This is a genomic window from uncultured Sulfitobacter sp. (genome assembly GCF_947497275.1).
In the GTDB taxonomy this organism is placed as follows: Bacteria; Pseudomonadota; Alphaproteobacteria; order Rhodobacterales; family Rhodobacteraceae; genus Sulfitobacter.
The window spans coordinates 564,498-584,179 of the sequence record NZ_CANMFS010000002.1; the positions used below are offsets into that span (position 1 = coordinate 564,498).

Below are 19,682 nucleotides of genomic sequence, written 5' to 3' on the forward strand. Positions count from 1 at the left end.
ATGCCGGCGGTCCCTGCCTCCGCTCTCGATCTTGCGGCCCGCCCGGTCCTTGATCTGGTCGACGACATGGAGCAGCGCGCGCGCGGTGGCGCGGCGGCAATGGTGGATGCGGCGGCGGCGGCGCTTGCGGGGTTCGAACGCGACGCCGCCCGCGCTGGTGTTCCCTCTGCCGCCATAAAACCTGCCCGCTACGCCCTCGCCATGCTCTTCGACGTTCGGGCGCGCTCGGTCGCGGGCCTGTCGCTGAGCGCGTGGTCCGTCCTTGCGCAGAGGCAGCTGTTCGAGGGGCACGACATGCCGGTCTCCCGAATTCGCGATTTCCGCGAAACGGCAGCAAGACAAGGCGCGGAATTTGCCGATCTGGAACGGTTCCTCGCGGATATCCTCGCGCGCGCTGAGGATCGTCGCCATGCGCACCGCCGCATTGACAGCGGCAACTGGGGTCTGCGTATCGCGGCCTATCTACTGGTGCTCGTGCTGGGGTTGGCAGGATATGCCGGTTGGCTGGAGCACCGTTTCCACGCGCGGCTGATCACCGCGTTCGATGCCGAGGCGCTCAATATCGGGTTGGACCGTCCGCAGGATCGCACGGCACTGGTGGCGCGGCTGGACGATATGCGCGCCGCGGTGGCGCGGGTCAGGCGCGCCGCCGCGCGCGCACCGCTGCGGCGGATCGTGAGATTGCCGATGGGCGACGGCGAAACACACGCCGAGGCGGTGTATCAACAGGCGATCGAACGCCATGTGCCGCGAGCCATCGCGAACGGGATCGAAGAGGTGCTGGCGACCGATGGGGACGGGCTTGTCCTTTACGACACGCTGCGCGGCTGGTCGGTTCTGACGGGGGCCGCCGATTGGAACGTCGGCTATTTGCAAGGCTGGCTGGGTGATCATGGCGCCGCAGCGGGAGTCGAGGGGTTGGGACCGCACGCGCAACTGCTCGAAGGCCCCTTTCCCGACATCACAGCGCGCGACACGCCGGTGATGGACCAGGCGCGCGGGTTCGCCGCCGAGGTGCCGGAGCCCGACCGCGCCTGGCTTGAGCTGGCGCGCTCCGAACGGATGCGCGCGCTGCCGGTCTGGCAGCCGACCGCACAGATCCGCGCGCTAGACACCATCGTCTTGCGGCGGTCCGGACGCGCGCTGGATGACGGCATCCCCGGTCTTCTCACGGCGACAGGATGGGATGAAGCGCGCGATTTCGCGGTGGGCGGCGCCGTGCAACGCGCGCGGGATATGGCTCCGCTGATCACTGGACGCGTCCTGCCCGCCCGGAACGCATCACCGGATCTGTTGATGGACCGGCTGCATCTGGAAACCCTGTCGGCCTGGAAAACCTGGCTTGCCGATCTGCGGGTGCGACCCTTTGCGCAGCGCGAGACGGCGATCATCGTCTCGGGGGCACTGGCGCAACCGGAAAACCCGCTGACCCGGCTTCTGCGCGAGGTTTGGGTACAAGTCGGCGGCACCGACCGCACCCGCACCCATGCCCAACAGTTGACCATCGCGCGCGAATTCGGGGCCATGATCCAATATGTCGAACAGGGCCGGATGGCCGAGATCTCGGGCCTCTTTTCGCAGTTGAACGTGGCGCTCGGCGCGATTGACATCAACGCCAGCCGTGGCACGCAAAGGCTGATGAGCATTCAGGACCGCGCCCGTTCCATCGCCGCACTCAAGAGCGCGCCGCGTATCGTCGTGCAGATCGCCGAGGATGTGCTGGCGCAATCGGCCCAGCCCGAACAGGGCGAGGCGAGCAATTCGCTGACGCGCGCGTGGCAGCGGAAGGTTTTTCCCCTGTGCCGCGACACGTTGGGTTCGCATTTTCCCTTTGCTGAAGGCCCCGATGCGTCCCCTGCGGATCTGACAGCACTTCTGGGTCCGCAGGGCGTGTTGAGCACATTTGTCAGACAAACTGCGGCCCCGTTGCTGGAAACCTCCGAAAGCCCGTGGCGCTGGAAGCCCGAAGCGCGTTTTGCGGGTGTCACCGCCGAAAGCGCGGTCGTGCTCGAACGCGCGATGCAGGTGTCCGAAGGGCTTTTCGGAACAAGCGGAAAGCTTGATTTCGATCTGACACTGGCAGCGCTGGCCGAGCGGGGGCAAACGATGGTTGCCATCGGTGGCGCGGCACAACCGGTGCGCGCCACCGGAGCGCCCGCCGCGCTGCACTGGCCCGGCCCACAGCCCGGGATCGGAATCGAGGTCAGCTTTCGCGAGAGTTCCGATGCGGCCAGGATCGTGCACACCGGCCCCTGGGGCCTGATGCGGCTGATCGACGGCCTGCGCCTGCGCCAGCGCGACGGCGGGCAGCGCATCCTTCTGGACCTGCGCAGTGCGGCGGGTCGCGTGTTTCTGGAAATGCGCTTTCAAGCCAGACTAAACCCGGTTTCCGTACGCGCCGCGATGCTTGGGCTCGCCTGTCCAGCCACGCTGTAAGAGTTTTTCCGCCCGGTTCGGGCAAATCCGCTGTATGGTAGCTTCATTGTTTTTGATTTTTCGACTCGCGCTCTGATCAAAGGAGCCAAAAATGGCATTAGACCGCACCGCATATTTAGTCACCCCGCTCGGCACGATGGACGGCCCTTTCGGCCCTGTGGACGCTTTGCAGTTTGCGCATCTCACAGGTGCTGATCACGTCAGCAGGTGTTTCGAGTACAACATTCTCGCGCAAAGCGTCGATCCTGCGATCGCAAGTGCCGATCTGCTGGGCGAAACGGTCTCGGTCGTTGTGCCATCCGATCTGGCCGATGAGCAGGAGCCGCGGTATTTTCATGGCATGGTGGACCAGTTCCGCTTCGAGGGCAACGATGACGACAACCTGTATCAGTACCGCCTGGTGGTGCGGCCCAGGCTCTGGCTTTTGTCCAAATCCACCGACAACCGCATTTTTCAGGATCAATCGGTCAAGGATATCATCGCGTCCGTGCTGGATGAACACGGCATCGCGGATTACCGGTTCGACGTGCAGGGCAGCGCGTTGGACGTGCGCGACTACTGCGTTCAATACGGCGAGACGGATCTCGATTTCCTGCAACGGCTGATGGAGCACGAGGGCGTCTTCTATTTCTTCGAATTCACTGAAGGCAAGCACACGCTCGTCATGACCGATGAGATGTCCGCGCTCAAACCCGGCTTTCCGGATGGCACGCTGCGGTTCGAGCCAAACGATCTTGCTGCAATCGAAGGTGCGGGGATCATCTCGCGGCTCAGCCGCACGGACAGCATCGTGACGGCGGAACACACGCTGACGGATTACAACTTCGAAGTGCCGTCCGCCGATCTCATCGCCAGATCACTGGATGGCGATGTGCATACTGACGACACCACAGAACGGTACAGCTATCCCGGCCACTACACGGAAGCGGCGACGGGTGACGACATTGCAAAGCGGCGCTTGCAGGAGAACCGATCACTGCAATACCGCGTCAAGGCACGCTCGACCGCAATCGGATTCTGGGCGGGACATCTTTTTGCTCTCTACGATCATCCGCGCGAGGAGGAAAACCGCGAATACATGGTCCTCACGGCACAGTACGACATCCTTGACGGCCAATACGCGGCGAGCGTACGGATCGAGCGCGATCAGGGCATGCTGACGACCTTCGCGCTGGTCCCGTCCGACAGCGTTTTCCGCCCCGCCCGCACCACGCCCAAACCGGTGATGAAAGGACCGCAGACCGCGCGGGTCGTCGGGCCCGCCGGGGAGGAGATCTACACGGATGAATACGCCCGCGTCAAAGTCCACTTTTTCTGGGATCGGCTGGGCGGCGGCAATGAAACATCGACCTGCTGGATCCGCGTCAGCGCAGCCTGGGCGGGGGCCGGTTTCGGCTTTATCCAGATCCCGCGCATCGGGCAGGAGGTGATCGTCGATTTCCTCGACGGCGATCCCGACAGGCCGATCATCACCGGGCGGGTCTACAACGCCGAGCAGATGCCGCCCTATGACCTGCCGGCAAATGCCACCCAATCGGGTTGGAAATCCGAAAGCTCGAAAGGCGGCGACGGCTGGAACGAATTGCGGTTCGAGGACCTGAAGGGGTCGGAAGAAGTCTATTTTCAGGCCGAGAAGGACCACAATGAGCTGATCAAGAACAACGAGAGCCGTCACATCGGCAATGATTTTGCCGAAGAGGTCGTCAACAATGCCACGCAGGACGTTGGCGTCAACCGCGACGAAACGGTCGGCAACAACAAAACGACGTCCGTAGGCGTGGACCGCACCGTCGATATCGGCAGCAACGATACCGAAACGGTCGGCATCAACCGCAGTCTGACCGTCGGCGTCGACGAAACGATCGCCATCGGCGCCAATTCAACAGAGACGATCGGATTGAACCACACCCAGTCTGTCGGCGCGAACCAGACGATAACCGTAAGCGTGGCGCGGATTGATACAGTCGGCGCGGTCGAGACCCGTACCGTGGGCGCCGCCCAGATCAACAGTGTCGGGGCCACCCGCCAGATGTCCGTGGGGGCAGCGCAAAGCCACGACATAGGTGCCAGCGACAGCTGGGAGATCGGCGCGGGCCAATCCGTCAAGATCGGCGCCGATCAGGGCACCGAGATCGCCACCAATCACAGCCTGTCTGCGGGAGAGGACAGCGTCTTCAAGATCGGCAAGAACATGTCTTTCACCATTGGCGAGAACCTTGATGTCGAGGTGGGCAAGGATATCAGCGTCAAGGCGGTCGATAGCATTACCTTTGTCTGCGGCGATGCCAAATTCCAGCTGAAGAAGGACGGCACGATTGTGCTGGAAGGCAAGGATCTGACCTTCAAGGGGTCGGGCAAGATCAACATTGATGCCAGCAGCGACATCACGATGAAGGGCAGCAAAATTAACCAGAACTGATCAGCGCCAACCGGGCCAGCCGTTCTTGCGGTGGCCCCTCCGGGCTGCGGTTCCACCAGACAAGCGGCGGGACAAGCGGATGTGGCGCAACGTCGGGAAGCGGTATGCGCGCGAGAGCGGCCTGCACTGCCGCGGCATCCGCGCGCGCATCCAACGCCGCGACCAAGACTACTGCGGCGGCATCGGCCCAACGGTCCGCAGCCGCTCGGTCGGCCCCGTTCAACGGAACGCAGGCGGCGAGCGGGTAAGGCCGTCCGACGGAATCCTCGCCCGGCTCAATCACCAAAAGCCACGATTTACCGTCGAGGACGAGGACCGCACGCACACCGCCCGCAGGCCAGTTCATGGCCGCGCCGGCAAGTCCGGCGATATGGGTTGTCAGCCAGCTGTCGAGCGGGCGACGGATGCCTGCGGGTATCCCGCGCGCCACAAAATCACCTGCCACCGGCAGCTTTCCAAAGAAACCTGTGCTCATCATAACGTCAAAACCCGCGCGGGCACGAAAAGCCCGCGAACATTTTGAGGTCGAACGGATTCTCGACCGAGTTGGCCCGCAGATTGAAATTAGCCGAGAAACCACCCGCAGACAGGCGCAGATCGAAAGCCTCCGGCAGAGCTGTCGGCGACAGCCGCCCCTTGCGCACGAGGCGCAGGATGGCCCAGCTGCCGGTCTCCGACGTAATCAACTCGGCGGTGCCGTTGACGGGAGCAAAACTGAGCGTGATCATATTGGTGCCGTCTGACCCCGGCCACGTCATCGGCGTCGGCCGCGCCGCCGCGTTGAAATAGCTCAGCGTCTGGCCATCGACATTCAGGGTCACGCGGCTGGCGTTCGCAGACAGGTCCGTCGGCTCCAGCGAAAAGGCCAACACCGGCCCTGCCCCGCCCGGGAACAGCGCGTCGCGCATCGCACGCGCGTTCTCAAACGGCTTGAGCAGTGCTGCGTCCAGCCCGAAATCGGCCCGCCATTTCCACGGGCGCACCGTATTGTCGATGTAGGGCTGCAAATGATCGTTGATGTACCTGTCGATCAGCCCACCACCGCCGAAAAGCCGCGCGAAATCGAGCGTGTTGACGTCGATCGCGCTGGACTGGTCGAACGGATAGCGGCCCGAGGTCGCCGAGGTGCAGAACGGCAGCACATCCGCCCGCCACCGCGCGTTCAGCTGCGCGATCACCGCCTCGCGCGTCACGGCGATGGTGTCACCCGCGATGCCCGCGATCCATGCATCAATGGGATCGGGCAGAATTGCCGCTTCGTTGGCGATGGCACCGGTCAGTTGCGGCAGCCCGCCGCGCGCCAGAAGTGCCGCCTGCGGATCGGGGCTGGCAGCGACCGTCTGCAATTCATTCGACAGCGCGGTGAGGGCCGCAATCGCATCGCCCAGCAACGGCGGCTTGCCCTCGACCTCCTCGACCGTGGCGCGGATCGGGGCGAAGTGATCGGACACGGGCGTTCCGGGCGGCACCGGCGGTGGCGCGTCGGATTTGGTGGTGCGCGCGATCTTGGCGCCTTTCTTGACCAGTTTGCCGAGCTTGCCCAGCTTCGACGCGGCCTTCAGCGCACCCTTCTGTGCTGCGGCATTTCCGGCGCCCTCCTCGATGACCCGCGCCAGATGCGTCTCGTAGACGATGGATTCCAGCAGCCGCTTGAGCGCGCTGTCGGCAGAAGCGAGATCCTTCAGGTTCTGGCGTGCCTGCACCAGATCGTCGATGGGGGTCAGGCGCACATCACGCAGAAACCCGTCCCACTGCGAGATGAAATCATCGTAGTACAGCTTGAGAATATCCGCCTCCAGCGTCTCCACGGATGCATCCGCACTTTCCGAACAGCCGCCCGCGAAAACGGCGCGGTCGAGCGTGGCCTGTGCGGCAACTTCGGGGATCAGCGGCAGAACGGCCTGATGGAAGCCATTGTAGGTGAACGCACCGGGAAGCCCCACGCGCAACGTCTGCTCGGACAGGCGGGAGAGCACGCGTGCACCGTTCGGGCCGGTTTTCTCGGCGGGGATCCAGTCACCAAGCTCGGTAATTGCAGGCTCCGAACGCAGGCTGCGATAGGCGCGCACGGCCAGCGGGATGGTGCAGATGCTCTCAAGTGCCACCGAGATCAGCGCGGGGTCGGCCCCGATCTTGTCCTCCTCTCCCGCCATCCGCGACAGCGCCGCGAGCTGGTGATCCACGGATTCGTCGGTCGGAAACGGATCAATGGGCGCGAATTCCGGCAACACGATCTGCCACCACTGACCCAAAAAGGCGGCATCATAGGGCGCCTGCCCGGTCAACATCTGGTAAGATTTGAGCGCGCCGAGCAGAAATTCGGGATCACGCGAATGGCGCCACATCGTCGCCTCCAGGAGGGCGACCATGCGTGGCTCAAGAATATTGCGCAGGGTGTGGTCGTAGGCAATGGAATGTATCTGCGCCAGTTCGGGCTGTGCGGTGGGGCCGATCAGCGTAAGCGGGCTTGGCTTTACGGCGGTCTGGGCGTTGGCCGTTTCGTTGGCAGCGTCCAGCGCGAGGTTCATATCAAGCGGATCAGTGGGCGCCTGACGCGCCGCGACATTGGCCAGCCGCGCGGACAGGTTCGTAAGCTGGCGCTCCTGCTCACCGAGCGCGCCGTTGTAGCGCAGGAAGGAAAAGAGGAACACCGTAGCGAGAAGTACCGTAGCCAGCGTCGCCCCTGCCATTGTCCCGCGCCAGATCCAGCGCCGGCGTTCTTCCGCGCGCGGATCGAAGCGGCCAAGGCCGGCCTCGGGAAACACCAGATCGGTCAGCAGATTGCGCAGGAAAAAGCTGCGCGTGTTGCCGTGGGCGCGGCGCTCCGGCATCGGGGCGTTCAGACCCAGCGCACTCGCGATGCCCGATACCATCCGGTCGATGGGCGATCCTTCCTGCGTGGCGGAGGTGAAATAGATGCCTCGCATCCACGGGCTTTCTTCATAGCGGCTTTCGCCGAATATCGCCTCGATCAGCACTTTGAGCGGGCCGGTCAGCTGGTCCAGCTGGCTGGGGAACCGAAAGATCTCCGCGCGCTGCTCCAGCGGCACATCGTCCGAGATGCGCCCCACCAACCGTTCTTCCAGCGCCTCTTGCAAAACATGTATCTCACGCTCCACCGTCAGCGCATCGACACGGTCGCCGGTGCCCAGCGTGGCCCCCCAGACCTGCTCGCGCTCCTGCGCATTCAGATCACCGAAAGAGGCTTCGAATCCGGGAATCAGATCGGCCTTGGTGATCATCAGGTAGACCGGCAGCCTGAGACCCGTCTCCTCGCGCAATTCCGCCAGCCGCTTGCGGATCTCGCGCCCGTGCTCGCGGATCGCGATGTCGTCAGCGGCGAGTTCCTGCACCGACAGCGTCACGATCACCCCGTTGAGCGCGCGCCGCCCCCGGTGTTTGACCAGCAGATCGACAAAGCCCTTCCATTCCGCCGCGTCCGCGTCCGGATCGCTTTGTTGCTGTACGTACCGCCCTGCGGTGTCGATCAGCACGGCATCCTCGGTAAAGAACCAGTCGCAATTGCGAGTGCCGCCGACCCCCTTGAGATCATCGGAAAGATCGATCGGGAAGTGCAGGCCCGACTGGCGCAATGCCGTCGTCTTGCCGGTGCCGGGCGGGCCGATGATGACGTACCACGGCATGTCGCGCAGAAATTTTCGGCCCCCCAGTTTGGAGCGTTTCATCTGCTCCAGGATGCCCTGAAACTTTGCCTGTACCTCGGCCAGGTTCTCGTCGCCCGGACGGGCAATGGGGTCTGGCGCGGGTGCGGCAAGTTCCGCGACAAACGCCCGGTTGGCCCGTGCCGGGCGCATCTGGCGCAGCAGCATCGAGACGAGCCACAGGATGATGATCACGCCGATTACGACGATCCGTGTCAGATCACCCGCCAGCGGTGCGGCGTCGCCCACGCTGATCAACGGGCCGTAAAACCAGATCATCGTACACAGGATCGCGATCCCGACGAGCGTCCACAGGAACCGCGAGAACAGAAAACCGAGGATCATTTTCACGACACCCATGGCTCAGACCTTCTTCTGCAGAATGATTTCGACACGTCGGTTGCGGGCGCGCCCCTCGCGCGTGGCGTTATCGGCAATCGGATCGGTCGCAGCCTTGCCTGCCGAACTGACCAACTCCGCAGGTACACCGGCAGCGATCAGCATATCTGCGATCGTTTTGGCACGCGCTTCGGACAGCCCCTGGTTCGAGCGGAAAGGATTGGACCGGCGCACCTGGATGCTGTCGGTGTGGCCGACCACCTGCACGGCGCCGATGAACTCCACGTTGTCCAAGATCACGCCCGCCATGCTGTTGATCAGGGTAGCGTATTCGCTGTTCAGATCCGCCTTTGCCGAGCGGAACACCTCGGGTGCCGTGCCCTGAACCACGACCACGGCAATCGAGACATCCTCGCGTCCGGTCAGCGCGCCGACGCGGTTCTCGGGTGCGGCTTCGCCAAACAGCGGCAACAGCTCGAACACCAATGGATCGGCGGTCAGTTGTGGCTTGTCGACCGTTTCGATCACGGGGCGAAAAATATCCGCCTGTTCCGGCGGAGGAAGGACACCGGCCAGCGTATAAAGCTGTTCTCCCCGGTTCGACAGCTTCACACCCAGCCCGACGTAAATTGCTGTGACGAGCGCGAGCGCAATCAATCCGATAGACCACAGTGGCACGACGAAACGCTTTTCCTCGTCGCGTGCCTCGACCCCTTTCCAATGGGGGGCCAGGGGTGCATCGGCGGCGTCACGGTCACGCAGCAGCCGCGCCATCTGGCCGCGCAGCAGGGCGATGGCCGCGTCCCCCTGCCCACCCTCGCGGCGGAACTTGCCGCGAAACCCCAGCGACAGACACAGGAATACCAGCTCCATCAGCTGCGGGTCGCGTTCGGGAAAGCGCAGAAGGTCTTCGGCGAGATCAAAGAAACGCTCGCCCGCGTCGACATTGCCGTACATGGACACCACAAGCGGCATGCGCGGCCAGCCGCTGTTGCCACCCCAGGGCGTGTTCAGCGCGATGTCATCAAGCAGGGCGGCGACGAACCACGCGCCCTGGTCCGCCCGTGACAGAGGCACACCGGCGGAAACGGCAGCATCTCGCGCGCGGATGAGTGTCTCGTGCAATCGGGTGCGCAGCACGTCGGGATTTTCCGGGGCGGTCGCACGTTCCAGTTCGGGCGCCATGCCCAACAGCGCCGCATAGGCATTGACCAACGGATTGTCGCTCGCCCGTCCGGCCCGGATCGCCACTGCCTGCGGCGCTCGTGCCACGGGCTGCGCCGCCGCCGCATTGCGCCGGACCGGCCGGATGCGGGTGCGCCCCGCGTCGTTTTCCAGACCAAAGGGATCATCCGCGCTCATGCCATCACCTACTAACCGCGTAGCAATCGATTTCCGGCTCCCGTTCGAAATCGCCGGCGACGCCGACGACGAAACCGGGCGCGTCGGAAAGGGCAGCCCAATGTTCGGACTGACGGTCGAGTTCGAGACACAGGCGGTCGCCGTCATAGGGAATTTCGCGTGGCTGGCTGTTGAGCGGTTTGAGAGGAATACCGGTCAGGCGCGATTTCCAAAGGGTGTCAAACTGTTCCGCCGCCCCAACAGTCGCCTGATCGACGAAGAATTTGCGCAGCATTTTCTCCGACATATCGCCGCCCACCCGCAGGACGATGCGGCTGCTGGCGATGATGTCGGGATTGTCGATGCGGACGGTCCAGATGTTCTCGGAATGGCGCGAGACGCGCAGCGCGCGCGATTTCGGCTCGACATGGCGCAACGACAGCACGAGCGAACGTAGGGTATCGGCCAGCGCCTGAAACGCCAGTTGTGGATCGGCGTGGGTATAGTCGGGCAGATCGCCCAACCGCCGCGCGGAGGCGCCGTATGTCGCCATCCTCCCCGCGATCCCGGCAAGTTCGAGAAACAGGGCCGAAGGGTGGACTGCATTTTGCGCCGCCAGATGAGCAAGGCGCGGGCGGGTGCTGTTGGCCAGTTCCAGGATCAGCAGGTTCTCCATCGAAGCGCCAGCTCCTCCAAGCACCATCGCCCCATGGGCATCCGCGATACGGTCCATGCCGTTGATCAACTCTTTCAACAACTGCGCGTACCACGGCAACGCCTCGATCTTGAGCGCGGGTGCCAGAAATCCATCGTCCAGGGCCACGGCCCCGTCGGCGTTCAGCCCCTCGATCCGCGCAATCGGCAAGGTGACATAGCCTGCCGTCTCATCGCCCGGCAGCAGCAGTTTGGGCGCCAGCCGCGCCACCTCGATCTCGCTGGGCTCGGCGCCGTTGCGGATGGCATCGCGCACCTCGACCATGCTCCCTCGGTATCGTGCGCCCGATGGTTCGGCATGGGCGGGGTCGATGGCGGCGGCCCCTGCTGCCTCCGATGGGATGGCGATATGGACAAGGCCCGCTTCGGTCTTGGTCTGCACCGACACCGGCGCAATCTCGTGCGTGCCATCGGGCACCGACAGAAACGTGCCATCCGGCAGAAACCCCTCGACCTGCGCGACCGCGACCTGTCCGGTATCAAGAGCCACCGGATCGAGATCAAGCGCGAGGAAGCCGAAGGCCGCCTCCGGCTGTGCGGCGAGGGTGTGCCGCATCAGCCAGCGGATGTGCCGGTCCTGTTGTTGCAGGTGCTGGGTACGCAGGAAAAGCCCCTCCGACCAGACGACCTTGTTTCTATCGGTCATAACCGTCCTTTTCGTAGCTTCAGGCCCGCGCGAGCGACAGGCCACCCGCGCCCACGTTGATAATCAGCCCCGAATTCGCGTCGGGGGCGGCGATCTTCGAGCGGACTGTGCGGCCCGCAGGGGTGCGAAACCCACCCACCACGCCGATGACACTGGTTCCGGGCTGGATCGTGATCGCCTTGGACGCCGATCCGCCAGGGGCGAGGACCAGCTGGTCGGCGCGAATGAGATCGCTGCCCAGCGCACTTGCAGGATCCTGAAGCGCAAAGTAGTCGGCGGAATCGAACGCCGCCGCACTTGCCAGTTGCAGCACGCTGATCGTGACGGGCCGATCGGCGCCGCCCGTTCCGGGGTTCATGCCCGCGCGGCCCTGCGCGCTGACGGCCAGAACGGCGGGGGCTTCCTCGCCCATACAGCCCGCCAGCAGAGCGCCTGCGCCCAATGTGGAAGTGATCAGAAAACTGCGTCGTGCAAAAATGGTCATGTCAGTCCGTCCTTCTGTTTTCATATGCGTCTCTGAAATCCACCCCGACATCGCCAAGAAACTGCTTTTCCGCAGTCTCGGCGATCTCGCGGTACCTGTCTTCGTAGATCTGCCAAAGCTTCGCGCTGCGCCCGCCGGCGACAAGCGATTCCAGCAACCCTACGTCCTCCATTTCCTTCGCAATTTCCGAAGGATCGAACTTGTCCACCATCCGCCGCAACGCGACCTGCAGCGCGCTCCAGGTGCGCACCTGATGATCGGCCAGATCGCGAAACGCGCCTTCGATGGCGGCATCGGGGGCGAGGTATCCCTTGCCCCGCGGGCGGATCAGCGCGGCAAGCGCATCCTCGGATGTGGCGAGAAATTTAAGCGGGTTGACGTCGGCGCTCGCGATGATGGTCTGTGCCACGCGAACCTTCTGTTTTTCCTGCGCCCGTGTGCGTAGCAGCAGCATCACCCCATCAACGAGGCCGCGCATCGAGCGGCCCAGATGCTCCATCTCAGCAACCCGATCACCGCCTTCGAACCGGGCAGGATCTAGGCCCATGCCGCGCAGCAGCGCATTGCGCAGGTCGTCATCTTCGCCCGGCGCTGGTGCCGCCCGTCGGGCATTTTCGGGCGGCAAGGGCGGGTCCTGCGGTGTGGAGGGCGCAACGGGTTCAGGGGATCCGCTGTAGGCTGCCGGTTCGGGCGCCTGCACTTCGGGCCTATCTTTCGGTTGCTCCGGGGCGGTATCGCTATCCCAAAGGCCGAAAATATCGGGTTTGGCCTCGGCGGCTTCGGGCATTTTCTCCGGCTCGCGCGCGGGTGCCTTGGGCCGGTCATCGAAATAGCTGGCCGATGAACTTTTCGTGCGTTCCTGGGGCGTCTCCTTTTTCGGCGTGTCGCTGCGCAAGTCCAGTCCGAAGGGATCGGACTGATCCAGCGGACGCGGACTGCGGTCGACTTCGGTGTGGCGCGGTTTCTCGCCGGTATCGCTGCGCAGACCGAAGGGGTCGGGCAACTGGGCGGGGCGTTCGGCTGGCGGTTCAGGCACCGCGAGCGCCTCGTCTTCATCGCCTTCGGGGAAAAAGCTGCGCCCGGCCGCTGACTGGCTTGGCGGTTCCGCATCGCCGCGCGGTCCGGAGGCCGCTTCGACGCGCAAGGTGAAGTCCCCCATGTGCAGACGCATGCCGGGCGCGAGCGGGACGCTGTTGCCAAGCCCGACAGCATTGGCGGCATTGTCGACAAACAGCCCCCCCGATGACGCATCCGTCGCGATTATCCGACCGTCCTCTTCGCTGATCACACAATGGCGGCGCGAAACGAAGGCGTTGGGGTCGTCGATCTGCCAGTCCGCATCGGCGCTGCGCCCGATGGAAAGCCGGCCGCCTGCGAACACCCGTTCGGTATCCGATTGCGGGGCCGGGGCGGTCTCGATCACAAAACGAAGGCTCATGCGGCGCTCCTGTGCTGCGGTTCCGATCGCTGAGCGGTCACGTTCGAAAAGCGCAGATCGCAGGACCCGGCATTCGGAGCCGGTGCGATCCACGTCGTACGCCCCAACTGGCAGGCCCCAAGCCGTGCGGCAGGCACCTCGCCGGGTGCCAGGATCAGGCGCAATGCGAAATTGATGTCCTTGCCTGCCGCGAAGACCAGGGCGTGTTGCAGGCGCCTCCAGGCGTCAGGATCTTCCAGAAACCCGGTGAACTCGTCGAGCGTCAGCGGCCCCAGTTGCAACTCCGCATGGCTTTGCCGGTCAAAGACGCGGTTGCCCACGACAGCCCCGGTTCCAAGGCCCGCGTGCTGCTGGCCCAGACGGCTTTGCAGCTGTTGGGGAAGGTCGATCCACAGACCGGCGAACTCGGCCAGTTTCACAGGCACGTCTAATACAGTTTCGATGAAGGCGCACAGACGTTCGGGGCTGCGCGCCTCCATCACCAGTGACGTCGCATGGCGCAGCTTTGCGCCGTCGAGCCGGATGTCACCAGTGCGCGTGCCCGGCAGCCCCTGCCCCGCCAGCGCGCGCATGGTCGCCGTGACGCGACCGCCCTGGCCGTGCGCGATGTTGATTTCGGGGCGCGCATCGGCCCACGCGCGCCAGTAAAGCGCAATGAGCCGATGCTGCAGAAGATTGATGAAATCGAGAAACGACGTGTCGGCGACAGCACCGCTGTTGTCTCCGGCAAACCAGCGGTTCGACAGCCGCGCCATGATCCAGCGCGTCAGGTGCAGCGGCATCGGCCCTTCCGGCCCGATCAGACCCAACACGTTCACCGCGACTGCGGGCTTGCCCCCCGTCGGTGCCGGAGTGACCGACGCCACATCGCTTGCCGCAAAGGACAGCCGCGCCGTCTGGCCCAGGCGGGCGGGCTCGCGCTCCACCCCCCCTGCCCGACCGAAGCGCAACGTGTCGGTTTCCAATTGCCGCAGGAGTTCGAAAAAATCCATGCGTGCAGCGGCGTCCGGCGCGCCTAGATCAGCGCGCGTGTGCCCGTCGTCATCGGCCATACCACCTCCGTCTGTTGCTGGGTCAGGTGCGCTTTGGTGCGCACGAAGGAATTGATCGCGGTGTGCCGCGCGAAAAGCCGCGCCAGCAGCGCCGACAACAAAAGGCTACTGTTTCCGGTGAGCAGCGCATCGTTGATATCCAGCGTGATCTCCGTCCCGTGGCCGAAACACAACGGGCCTGCGATCTCCAGCCGTTCCACCAGCGGGCGCGAGTGTACTGCACTTACAGCAGCACCATGACGGCTCAGCGCCGGGTCCCCCCTGTCGGCGTAGAGCTTGATCAACGCGCGCAACGGCTCCGCCCCTGCCGTGCTGTCCGCAAGAGAGATGTGATTGAGGCTGAGCTGCGAAATCCAGCGCCATGTCAGATCGTCGATCTGGCGTTCGTCCGCGGCGCCCGACGGCAGGCTTGCCCGCAGACTTGCGCGTGGCCGCCGCATCGGGGAAAGCAGCGTGACGGCCTGCACCGGATCGCCCGAGTCGAGCGTGAGTTTCGGCGTGTCGTCCAGGATCGGCAAATCGCGGTTTGTGCACAGGGCGCGCACGTCCAGACGGCGGATCGGTTTGGTGGCGGTCGCATGTGTCGGGCGACCCACCGAAATGTAGTAATCGTCGCCGATATAGCTCGATCTCGTCTGCCCGCGGCGCACTTCCTCGGTGTCGGGACGGCGCGGCCTGCGGTCGGCGGAATAGACATGGCCGCTGTCGCCCCCGGCCTCTACCGAAAATAGCGGCGTCACCCGCGCCTGCGGTCCTTCGACTTCGGCATCCTCGACGCGCACGAGACGGTAGATCTCGTAATCGCGCGGTCGGGTGCGGTCGGCCTGAACGATGTGCTGCGACCGGTTGCGGCGCAGCTCGACGATGTTGCATTCGTGCTCGAACAGGTTGACCACGGGAACGGTGAAAAGGCTGAAATCCTTGGCGCTGATACCCGACAGATCGGTACGCTCTTCGCGCAGCAACACGATGATCTCGAGCGCCTTGTTACCGGTCCGACGGACGATTGGTGACAGCCCTTCGAGGCGCATGAAATAAAAACGCGGCGGCATCAGGAAATACTCGCGCAACAGGCGGTAGCCCTCGAAGGAGGACCGCACTCTCGGCAGAAGTGCTTCGTCGTCGCTCAGGCCGACCATCTCAGGGGCCGCGACCTGCTGGAAGGGTACGGTCTTGTCGGCGGGCCGCGCCACGACGCCGCCGCCAAAGCCGAACACCGCGTCAAAAAGTGCCCCGCCCCGCGTACCCGCCCCAAAATAGAGGTCGAGCCGGTCGAGCGACAGCTCATCAAGCTGTCCTGCCCCGTCGCGCCTGAGCGTGATGCGGATACCGGCGGCGGCGTCGCGCGCCGCGTTTGCGTTCACACCGGCCTGCGACAGCGCGCCCTTGTCCTGAATGTACTCCACCCGTTCGATTGCAACCGGCCACATATGGACGTCCTGCGCGGTGGTGTAGGTGCATCGGGTCTGCTGCCCCTCGCGCAGCCCGGATGTTAGTCGGGTACCGCGTTTCATCAAATGCCCGTCGAGCATCCGCTGGACCTGCGGACCGGGCGTCATCGCAGCCATCGTCATGGCAGGTGCAGGACCGCCCAGATCCGGATAGAGCGTGTCGATCAGGGTGCGGACGTAGCGGCTGGATTCCGCATCGACCTTGAGCCTCGTGCGGGCGGCGAGAAAGGCCACTCCTTCCAGCAGGCGCTCGACGTACGGATCGGGGCATGGCACGGAATCGAGCGCGAGGTTGCGCGCGACGTTGGGATGCAGTGCCGCAAACTCCTCCGCCATGCTGCGGATATGCGACAGCTCTTCCTCGTAGTATTCCAGAAATGCCTGATCCATCAGCGCCCCTCCAGCACCGTCAGGGCGCGGCCGCTGTCAAGATCGACACTGGTCGACAGGCGCATCCGTTCGGGGATCGGCGAAACCAGCAGCACACCCTCGATGTCTATCCGCAGACCGATCTTGTCACCGGTGCGCACGCGCACCTTGACGCTGTCGCGTTTCAGGCGAGGCTCGAAGATGTTTAGCACGGCCTTGATTTCACGCGCCAACTCGTTCTTGTCGAAATCCGAACCGGACCGCCCGGAGAATGAGGGCACCCCGTAGTTCAAGACGCTCTGACGAATTTCGGGGAACGCAGCCAACTGGCTTGACGGGTTTTCGTGCGTCAGTGCTTCGCGGTCGGTCAGCAAGAATCGGGCCTCCAGCCTTTCGATGTTGAACAGCATTTCGATGTCGCGGCGCACCGCTTCGCGCAGCACGTCGGAAGTCACGACAATGCCGCCCTCTTCGAGCCGGCGCTTGCGCACCGACAGCTGTACCAGCCGGTGCGCAAGTTGCTTGGTTTCAGCGTCGATATCGGTGCGCCTTTCGACCGCGCGGGTGCCGCCAGCGATCATCGCCTCGACCCCGCCGGCATCGCCAATCGCCTTTGTCAGATCGCGCAGGAGCGCGTCATGTTCGGCGGATATGCCCGGCAGATCATCGACCAACCTGTCCCAAAGGGACGGCTGAACCGCTTCGTGCCGGGCGACGGACGTGACATCACTGCGACTAACCATAAGGCATTGCTCCGCCCTCGGTTACACGCCTGCCGCGATGTCGTAGGTAATTTCGTGCTCGCCACCCGCAGAGTGGTCGTCTTCCTGCACGGTGTATTTGAAGGTGACATTCTCGAACACCAGACCAAGGGCCTCTTCGATCATCTGGCCCTCCTCCTGATCGCCAACGCCAGCGATCTCGTATTTCGAAATCGTGACGTTCTCCATCGTGATGATCAGATAGTCCAGATGCGCCTCGCCGGAGTCCTTGCGCACCGACAGAACCATGTCGGGAAAGGATTTGCCCTGCATACAGGCCAGCGCGAGATAGGCTGAGGATGCGTCCATGAACTTGCTGAGCTCGATTGCGCTGATCTGGGCGCGGGCGCGGGCACGGCCTTTGCCGACCTGCGCGGCCGAACCCTGCTCGATATTCCAGCGAATGTCGTGAATATCAATCTCTTCCTCGTGGTCGACGCGCTGAGATTCACCCGCGATATCGCCGATTTTCAGATACGCTGTTAATGCCATTTCAGTTCTCCAATATAAGGGTTTTCACAATCAGGATTTAACGGAAGGCAATTCGGAAACGAGGCGCAGGGATGCGTTGATGCCTTCCAACTGGTAATGCGGCCGAAGGAAAAATCTTGCGTTGTAGTAGCCGGGGCGGCCCTCGACGCTGTCCACTTGCACTTCAGCCGCTGCAAGCGGTCGTTTCGCCTTGGCCTTGTCATCGGCCATCGCAGGGTTGGCCAGAACATAGCGGTTGATCCACTCGCTCAGCCAGATCTGCATGTCCGCGCGTTCCTTGAACGTGCCGACCTTATCGCGTGCAATCGCCTTGAGATAATGCGCAAAGCGGCTGACGGGAAAGAGATAGGGCAGGTTCGCCGACAGCCGCTCGTTGGCTTGCGCGTCGGGATCGACCAGACGGCCCGCGCGGGTTTCGTCGTCCTGCAGGCTGTGCGCGCCGATGAACGCCGCCACATCCGTATTCTTGCGGTGCAGGATTGGCATCATGCCGAGCTTTGCCAGCTCCGCCTCGCGCCGGTCGTCGATGGCGATTTCCGTCGGGCATTTCATGGCCGTCGACCCATCGTCCGTCGGGAAGGTATGGACCGGGAGGTTCATCACCGTGCCCCCCGATTCAACACCGCGGATCTGCGTGCCCCAACCCGAAATCTTGTGGCTGCGGTTGATGTTCACGCCCATCGCATAGGCCGCGTTCATCCAGACGTAGTGATCGTGCTGGCCCCCAAGTTCCTCCTCGAAATCGAAACCCTTTACCGGCACGGTCTCGGCACCGTAGGGCAGCCGCCCCAGAACTCGGGGCATCGCCAATCCGATATAACGGGCGTCCTCGCTCTCGCGCAGCGACTGCCAGCTTGCGTAATCGGGGCTGGAGACGATCTGTTCGAGGTCTTGCGGATTGGGCAGTTCCTGCCAGCTTTCCATTCGGAAAAGCTGAGGTGCGGCGGCAGCGACGAAGGGAGCGTGCGCGGATGCGCAGATTCCGGATATATTGCGCAGCAGGCTCACGTCTTTGGGTTTGTGGCTGAACTCGTAATCGCCCACGATGGCACCGAACGGCTCTCCACCGAACATGGAATACTCATCAGAGTAGATCTTCTTGAACACCGGCGACTGGTCCCACATCTGGCCTTCGTAATCCTCCAGATGGTCGGCCAGATCGTCCTTGGCGATGTTGAGAACGCGGATTTTCAGCTTCTGGTCCGTCTCGGTGTTGTTCACCAGATAATGCAACCCGCGCCAGCTTCCTTCGATCTTGCGTACTTCCGGCGCATGCAGGATTTCGTTCATCTGGGTCGACAGCATCTGGTCGATGCCCGCGATGAGGGATTTGATCGACTTGACCGCATTGCCCGAGATCGCGGCGGTACCGGCGCGCTCCTTTGCGGCCAGTGCAAGGTTGGCGACCAGCGCCTGAAGCTTCTCGCCTTCGCTGTCCTTGACGCGGAAATCCTTCTCCAGCAGATCGCTGAATTCACCCAGATCAAGCGCTTCCGCTTCGGCGGCGGCACCGCCTGCTTGCTGTTCCTCGGCCATACTCAGCTCTCCTCGTCTTTGGTTGCGGCCATCGCCTTCTCGGCGGCCTGTGCCAGCAGCGGCTCGTTGGTCAGAAGCTGCGCAATGCGTTTCTCGGCATCCACCTTGCCGTCCATATAACTCAGCAGTTCTTCGAGCTGCTTGCGCATCTTTAAAAGCTCGTTAAGCTGCGGCACCTGTTCGGCCACCTTGTCGGGGGCGAAATCGCTCATGCTCTTGAACGACAGGTCGACGAAAAGCTCCTCGTCGCCCTGTTCGCCATCCGCGCCGGGCATGGTGTTTTTCACGCGCGCTTTGACACGCGGGCTGAGTGCTTCCATGAACTTGTTGAACCGTCCCGCATCCGTTTCGACGAACGTCCTGTCGTTGATCGGCTTTTTGGCTTCGCGTGTTTCCGACGCTCCCGCCAGATCCGCCATCACACCCATTACGAAGGGTAACTCGATGGTTGTGGGGCTGCCGTAGTGCTCCACGTCATAGGCAATCTGCACCCGTGGGGCCCGATTGCGCTCAATTACTTTCTGCTTACTGTCACTCATGAA

14 protein-coding genes are annotated in these 19,682 nt (G+C 63.5%); 2 read left to right on the forward strand and 12 right to left on the reverse strand.

What is annotated here, in order from left to right; genetic code table 11:
• Both Q1A06_RS06660 and tssI read left to right on the forward strand, forming a co-directional pair.
• Positions 1-2,436: an ImcF-related family protein gene (locus Q1A06_RS06660; RefSeq protein ID WP_299560413.1), complete on the forward strand. Its 2,436-nt coding sequence runs from the start codon at positions 1-3 to the stop codon at positions 2,434-2,436.
• Between the two features lie 91 nt (positions 2,437-2,527).
• Positions 2,528-4,855: a type VI secretion system tip protein VgrG gene (gene tssI, locus Q1A06_RS06665; protein ID WP_299560416.1), complete on the forward strand. Its 2,328-nt coding sequence runs from the start codon at positions 2,528-2,530 to the stop codon at positions 4,853-4,855.
• Here the strand turns inward: tssI and tagF are convergent.
• Genes tagF through tssB form a run of 12 tightly spaced genes read right to left on the reverse strand, consistent with a single transcriptional unit; the run spans position 4,842 to position 19,679 of the window.
• Entirely contained in the window at positions 4,842-5,333 is a 492-nt protein-coding gene (gene tagF / locus Q1A06_RS06670) for a type VI secretion system-associated protein TagF (protein WP_299560419.1), read from the reverse strand. The genes tssI and tagF overlap by 14 nt on opposite strands.
• Before the next feature lie 4 nt (positions 5,334-5,337).
• A complete protein-coding gene (gene tssM, locus Q1A06_RS06675) occupies positions 5,338-8,877 on the reverse strand; it encodes a type VI secretion system membrane subunit TssM (protein WP_299560423.1) in 3,540 nt (1,179 codons plus the stop codon).
• Positions 8,878-8,880: 3 nt separating this feature from the next.
• Positions 8,881-10,218 (reverse strand): type IVB secretion system protein IcmH/DotU, encoded by a 1,338-nt coding sequence (gene icmH, locus Q1A06_RS06680; protein WP_299560426.1) that lies wholly within the window; start codon positions 10,216-10,218, stop codon positions 8,881-8,883.
• A gap of 4 nt (positions 10,219-10,222) precedes the next feature.
• Complete coding sequence (gene tssK / locus Q1A06_RS06685; RefSeq protein ID WP_299560429.1) at positions 10,223-11,557, reverse strand: type VI secretion system baseplate subunit TssK; 1,335 nt, start codon at positions 11,555-11,557, stop codon at positions 10,223-10,225.
• Between the two features lie 19 nt (positions 11,558-11,576).
• Positions 11,577-12,041: a type VI secretion system lipoprotein TssJ gene (gene tssJ, locus Q1A06_RS06690; RefSeq protein WP_299560432.1), complete on the reverse strand. Its 465-nt coding sequence runs from the start codon at positions 12,039-12,041 to the stop codon at positions 11,577-11,579.
• 1 nt (position 12,042) lies between these two features.
• Positions 12,043-13,479, reverse strand: a complete 1,437-nt coding sequence (gene tagH, locus Q1A06_RS06695; RefSeq protein WP_299560436.1) for a type VI secretion system-associated FHA domain protein TagH — start codon at positions 13,477-13,479, stop codon at positions 12,043-12,045.
• Positions 13,476-14,531, reverse strand: a complete 1,056-nt coding sequence (tssG, locus tag Q1A06_RS06700; protein WP_299560439.1) for a type VI secretion system baseplate subunit TssG — start codon at positions 14,529-14,531, stop codon at positions 13,476-13,478. The genes tagH and tssG overlap by 4 nt, the downstream gene beginning before the upstream one ends.
• Complete coding sequence (gene tssF / locus Q1A06_RS06705; protein WP_299560442.1) at positions 14,495-16,372, reverse strand: type VI secretion system baseplate subunit TssF; 1,878 nt, start codon at positions 16,370-16,372, stop codon at positions 14,495-14,497. The genes tssG and tssF overlap by 37 nt, the downstream gene beginning before the upstream one ends.
• The gene (gene tssE / locus Q1A06_RS06710) at positions 16,372-17,094 is read right to left on the reverse strand and encodes a type VI secretion system baseplate subunit TssE (RefSeq protein ID WP_299560445.1); all 723 of its coding nucleotides are present in this window, start codon (positions 17,092-17,094) and stop codon (positions 16,372-16,374) included. Before tssE ends, tssF begins: the two co-directional genes overlap by 1 nt.
• A gap of 21 nt (positions 17,095-17,115) precedes the next feature.
• Positions 17,116-17,604 (reverse strand): type VI secretion system tube protein Hcp, encoded by a 489-nt coding sequence (locus Q1A06_RS06715; RefSeq protein ID WP_299560448.1) that lies wholly within the window; start codon positions 17,602-17,604, stop codon positions 17,116-17,118.
• Positions 17,605-17,634: 30 nt separating this feature from the next.
• Complete coding sequence (gene tssC / locus Q1A06_RS06720; protein WP_299560451.1) at positions 17,635-19,140, reverse strand: type VI secretion system contractile sheath large subunit; 1,506 nt, start codon at positions 19,138-19,140, stop codon at positions 17,635-17,637.
• 2 nt (positions 19,141-19,142) lie between these two features.
• A complete protein-coding gene (tssB, locus tag Q1A06_RS06725) occupies positions 19,143-19,679 on the reverse strand; it encodes a type VI secretion system contractile sheath small subunit (RefSeq protein ID WP_299560454.1) in 537 nt (178 codons plus the stop codon).
• Positions 19,680-19,682 lie beyond the last annotated feature (3 nt).

Bases quoted from the DNA above. Each gene is read 5' to 3' on its own strand.
- tssJ (WP_299560432.1), bottom strand. From the start codon at position 12,041: ATGACCATTTTTGCACGACGCAGTTTTCTGATCACTTCCACATTGGGC.
- tssB (WP_299560454.1), bottom strand. From the start codon at position 19,679: ATGAGTGACAGTAAGCAGAAAGTAATTGAGCGCAATCGGGCCCCACGG.
- tssC (WP_299560451.1), bottom strand. From the start codon at position 19,140: ATGGCCGAGGAACAGCAAGCAGGCGGTGCCGCCGCCGAAGCGGAAGCG.
- tssK (WP_299560429.1), bottom strand. From the start codon at position 11,557: ATGACCGATAGAAACAAGGTCGTCTGGTCGGAGGGGCTTTTCCTGCGT.
- tssF (WP_299560442.1), bottom strand. From the start codon at position 16,372: ATGGATCAGGCATTTCTGGAATACTACGAGGAAGAGCTGTCGCATATC.
- tssM (WP_299560423.1), bottom strand. From the start codon at position 8,877: ATGGGTGTCGTGAAAATGATCCTCGGTTTTCTGTTCTCGCGGTTCCTG.
- Q1A06_RS06660 (WP_299560413.1), top strand. From the start codon at position 1: ATGCCGGCGGTCCCTGCCTCCGCTCTCGATCTTGCGGCCCGCCCGGTC.
- tssI (WP_299560416.1), top strand. From the start codon at position 2,528: ATGGCATTAGACCGCACCGCATATTTAGTCACCCCGCTCGGCACGATG.
- Q1A06_RS06715 (WP_299560448.1), bottom strand. From the start codon at position 17,604: ATGGCATTAACAGCGTATCTGAAAATCGGCGATATCGCGGGTGAATCT.
- tagH (WP_299560436.1), bottom strand. From the start codon at position 13,479: ATGAGCCTTCGTTTTGTGATCGAGACCGCCCCGGCCCCGCAATCGGAT.
- tssG (WP_299560439.1), bottom strand. From the start codon at position 14,531: ATGGCCGATGACGACGGGCACACGCGCGCTGATCTAGGCGCGCCGGAC.
- tagF (WP_299560419.1), bottom strand. From the start codon at position 5,333: ATGATGAGCACAGGTTTCTTTGGAAAGCTGCCGGTGGCAGGTGATTTT.
- tssE (WP_299560445.1), bottom strand. From the start codon at position 17,094: ATGGTTAGTCGCAGTGATGTCACGTCCGTCGCCCGGCACGAAGCGGTT.
- icmH (WP_299560426.1), bottom strand. From the start codon at position 10,218: ATGAGCGCGGATGATCCCTTTGGTCTGGAAAACGACGCGGGGCGCACC.